The organism is Nocardia farcinica, from assembly GCF_029867845.1.
Lineage (GTDB): Bacteria > Actinomycetota > Actinomycetes > Mycobacteriales > Mycobacteriaceae > Nocardia > Nocardia farcinica_A.
The window spans coordinates 1-3718 of record NZ_JARWRU010000946.1 but is presented as its reverse complement, the minus strand read 5'-3'; the positions used below and the strand labels follow the sequence as shown (position 1 = coordinate 3718).

The following is a 3718-nucleotide window of genomic DNA, read 5'->3' as shown; positions in this document are numbered from 1 at the left end:
CCCCCCCCGGGGGGGGGGCCACGACCGCCGAGCGCCGACCGCCGCGCCCCGGCCGCCTCACCAGGGTCGCCATCGCCACGACGGCGGTGGCACTGGCCGACCGCGATGGCCTCGACGGCCTGACCATGCGCAGGCTGGCGGGCGAGCTCGGCGTCGCCACCGCCGCCCTCTACCGCCACTACCCCGACCGCGCCGCCCTGCTGGCGGCCATGACCGAACTGGTCATGGCCGAGCACGCCGAGGTCGCCGCCCCGCCGCCGGACGACCCGCGCACCGCGCTCGCCGTGGAAGCCGCGCGCGAATGGGGCCTCTACCGTGACCACCCCTGGATGTTGCCCACGCTGGCCCGCCTGAGCCCCCCGCTCGGCCCGTCGCTGTTCGACACCCTCGAACGCAGCTTCGCCGCGCTGGAGGAACTCGGCGTCTCGCCCGAGGACAGGCTCACCGCCTATCTCGCGCTGTCCGGGCTGGTCCAGGGACTGGCCCTGTTGCGCACCACCGAGCACGGCCCGCGCCGAGACAGTCGAGGCGACGCCCCGGCACGGGCGGAGTTCGAGGAGCTGCTCGCCCCCGGCGCGCGCCCGGCCCTGCACCGGGCGCTGGCGGCCGCGGCCTCGTCCGCCGCACCGGATCTGGACGCCCTGCTCGCCGAATCGGTCGCGCTGCTGCTCGACGGCATCACCGCGCGGCGGGGTGGGCGCGAAGCCGGTCACAGTGCGCGCCACGCGCCGGGACGTGCGCTGCGCGGCGGGGAACCGACCGAATAGCCTGTGCCCATGACCGCTGTTGCAGATCGCCCACTCGGACCCGAACTGGCGCGCGCCGAATCACTGAGCCCGGACACCGACGTGCTCGTGATCGGACTGACGTCCTCGGAGAACGGTCCGTCCATCGTCCCCGACGACCTGTTCGGCGACGTGCTCACCGAGCAGGTCCGCGCCGACCTGCTCGACGCCCTCGGCGCGGTCGGCGCCAAGGGCAAGGCCGAGGAACTGACCCGGGTGCCCGCGCCCGCCGGGCTCGACGAGGTCGCCAGCGTGCTGGCCGTCGGCCTCGGCGCGGCCGAGAAGGTCGACGCCGAGCAGATCCGTCGCAGCGCAGGCGTGGCCGCGCGTTCGCTGAGCGGCGCCGAACTGGTCGCCACCACCCTGGGCGGGCTCGATCTGGCCGCCGCCGCGGAGGGCTTCTACCTCGGCGCCTACACCTTCACCCCGTTCCGCTCGGCCAAGTCCGCGCCCAAGCCGGACGAGGGTCCGCTGGCGCGTGTCGAATTCCTGGTGCCGACGGCCGATTTCGGCGAGGCGGAGCTGATCAGGGCCGCGCTGGTGGCCGAGGCCGTCGCCACCGCGCGCGATTTCGTCAACACCCCGCCCAGCCACCTCTACCCCGCCGAGTTCGCCGCCCGCGCCGAGACGCTGGGCCTGGCGGCGGGCCTCGATGTCGAGGTGCTCGACGAGCAGGCGCTGGAGGCACAGGGCTACGGCGGCGTGCTCGGCGTCGGCAAGGGCTCCTCACGCCCGCCGCGGCTGGTCCGCCTGAGCTACAACGGCGGCGACAAGAAGGTCGCGCTGGTCGGCAAGGGCATCACCTTCGACACCGGCGGCATCTCCATCAAGCCCGCGGCCAACATGGAGAACATGACCTCGGACATGGCGGGCGCCGCCGCGGTCGTGGCCACCACCCTGCTCGCGGCCCGGCTCGGGCTGCCGATCTCCGTCACCGCGACCGTGCCGATGGCCGAGAACATGCCGTCGGCCACCGCGCAGCGCCCCGGCGACGTGCTCACCCAGTACGGCGGGACCACCGTCGAGGTGCTCAACACCGACGCCGAGGGCAGGCTCATCCTGGCCGACGCGATCGTGCGCGCGGGCGAGGACGAGCCGCAGTACCTCATCGACGTGGCCACCCTGACCGGCGCGCAGATGGTCGCCCTCGGCACCCGCACCCCCGGTGTGATGGGCACCGACGAGTTCCGCGACCGGGTGGCGCGGATCTCCCGCGAGGTCGGCGAGAACGGCTGGGCCATGCCGCTGCCGGCCGAGCTGCGCGCCGACCTGAACTCCAAGATCGCCGACCTGGCCAACGTGACCCCGCACCGCTGGGGCGGCATGCTCTCAGCGGGCCTGTTCCTCGCGGAGTTCGTGCCCGAGGGCGTCCAGTGGGCGCACGTGGACATCGCGGGCCCGGCCTACAACACCGGCGGCCCGTTCGGCTACATCGGCAAGGGCGGCACCGGCGTCCCGGTGCGCACCCTCATCGCGGTTCTCGAGGACATCGCCGCCGAGGAGTGAGCAACCCACACCGGAAGCCGATCCACTTCCGGTGGACCCCCGCTCGGCGGCCGCCTCCGAGCCGCCGGGCGGCGCTCACAGATCGCGCAGCTCGTCCTCCAGCGCGCGACGGCGCTCGACGCGCTTGCGCGCGTCGTGGTCGCGCATGCGCTGCGGATATCCGGTCTTGGCCACGTCGTAGACCGGGATGCGCAGATCCTTCGCCAGCCGCGCGGCCCCGGACTCCCCGACCACCCGCCGGGTCCACTCACCGTCGGCGGCCACCAGCACCACCGTCACGTCGGTGACCGCGGTCTTCGGCTCGACGTAGCCCTCCACACCGGTGTGCGTGCGCACCCACTCGGCCAGATACCGCGCGTCGGCGCTCGACACGCCGGAGGATCCGCCCCGGCCTCCCGCGCCGCGCAGGCGCTCCCACAGACCCATCCGGCCGACCTCCTCCTCGCCCGGCGAAACGCTCTCCGCCGTCGTTTCCATAGTGCCAGCGGGCGGAAAACTGACCGCCCTGTGCCACACGCCACGGCGCCGAGTGCAAGGATGGGCGGCGGTACAAAGAACCGCACCGATCTCCGGTACGCGCAGAATGTCGGCGCGGCTCCCGGGTTTTCGCCGCGACCGCGGTGAGCGCCCGGCGGACGATCAACTGTTGTAGAACCCGTCGAGCAGTCAGAGGAGTCAACGGACATGGCCTTCTCCGTCCAGATGCCGGCTCTTGGTGAGAGCGTCACCGAGGGAACGGTGACAAGGTGGCTGAAGCAGGAAGGAGACACGGTCGAGGTCGACGAGCCGCTGCTCGAAGTCTCCACCGACAAGGTCGACACCGAGATCCCGTCCCCCACGGCGGGCGTGCTGTCGAAGATCGTCGCCCAGGAGGACGACGTGGTCGAGATCGGCGGTGAGCTCGCCGTGATCTCCGAGGCCGGTGAGGCCTCCGCCGCCCCCGCCCCCGCGCCCGAGGCCCCGGCCGAGCAGGCTCCCGCCGAGGAAGCCGTCGCCGCCGAGCCCGAACCCGAGCCGGCCGAACAGGCCCCCGGGTCCTCCGGTCCCGCCGAGGGCACCCCGGTGAAGATGCCCGAACTGGGCGAGTCGGTCACCGAGGGCACCGTCACCCGCTGGCTGAAGGCGGTCGGCGACCAGGTCGAGGTCGACGAGCCGCTGCTCGAGGTCTCCACCGACAAGGTCGACACCGAGATCCCGTCCCCGGTCGCGGGCACCCTGCTCGAGATCACCGCCCAGGAGGACGACGTCGTCGAGGTCGGCGGCCAACTGGGTGTGATCGGCAGCGGCTCGCCCGCGCCCGGATCGAAGAGCTGGAGGCGCAGCGGGCCCGCGCTCTCGGCCACACCATCCCCCGTGGTGGTGGCGAGTTCGAGCACGACCACGACGTTCTCGAGGGCCATGACGGCTGCCCCGCCTGCTGGGCTGAG

Annotated in this window: 4 protein-coding genes; 3 read left to right on the top strand and 1 reads right to left on the bottom strand. The window is 73.2% G+C overall.

Annotation, left to right across the window (positions count from 1 at the left end):
• Positions 1-767, top strand: a 767-nt coding sequence (locus QH283_RS20870) for a TetR/AcrR family transcriptional regulator (RefSeq protein WP_280504660.1), incomplete at its 5' end; no start/stop codon positions are given.
• 9 nt (positions 768-776) lie between these two features.
• The gene (locus QH283_RS20865; protein WP_280504659.1) at positions 777-2291 is read left to right on the top strand and encodes a leucyl aminopeptidase; all 1515 of its coding nucleotides are present in this window, start codon (positions 777-779) and stop codon (positions 2289-2291) included.
• Positions 2292-2366: 75 nt separating this feature from the next.
• On the opposite strand, the gene QH283_RS20860 is transcribed toward QH283_RS20865, so the two are convergent.
• Positions 2367-2717, bottom strand: a complete 351-nt coding sequence (locus QH283_RS20860) for an oxidoreductase (RefSeq protein WP_280504661.1) — start codon at positions 2715-2717, stop codon at positions 2367-2369.
• A 258-nt stretch (positions 2718-2975) separates the two neighbouring features.
• Between QH283_RS20860 and QH283_RS20855 the strand changes: the two genes are divergently transcribed.
• Positions 2976-3718 (top strand): biotin/lipoyl-containing protein (locus QH283_RS20855; protein WP_348538297.1); only part of this gene is annotated, 743 nt, incomplete at its 3' end.

Coding starts and splice junctions, on each gene's coding strand:
- QH283_RS20865 (WP_280504659.1), top strand. CDS start 777: ATGACCGCTGTTGCAGATCGCCCACTCGGACCCGAACTGGCGCGCGCC.
- QH283_RS20860 (WP_280504661.1), bottom strand. CDS start 2,717: ATGGGTCTGTGGGAGCGCCTGCGCGGCGCGGGAGGCCGGGGCGGATCC.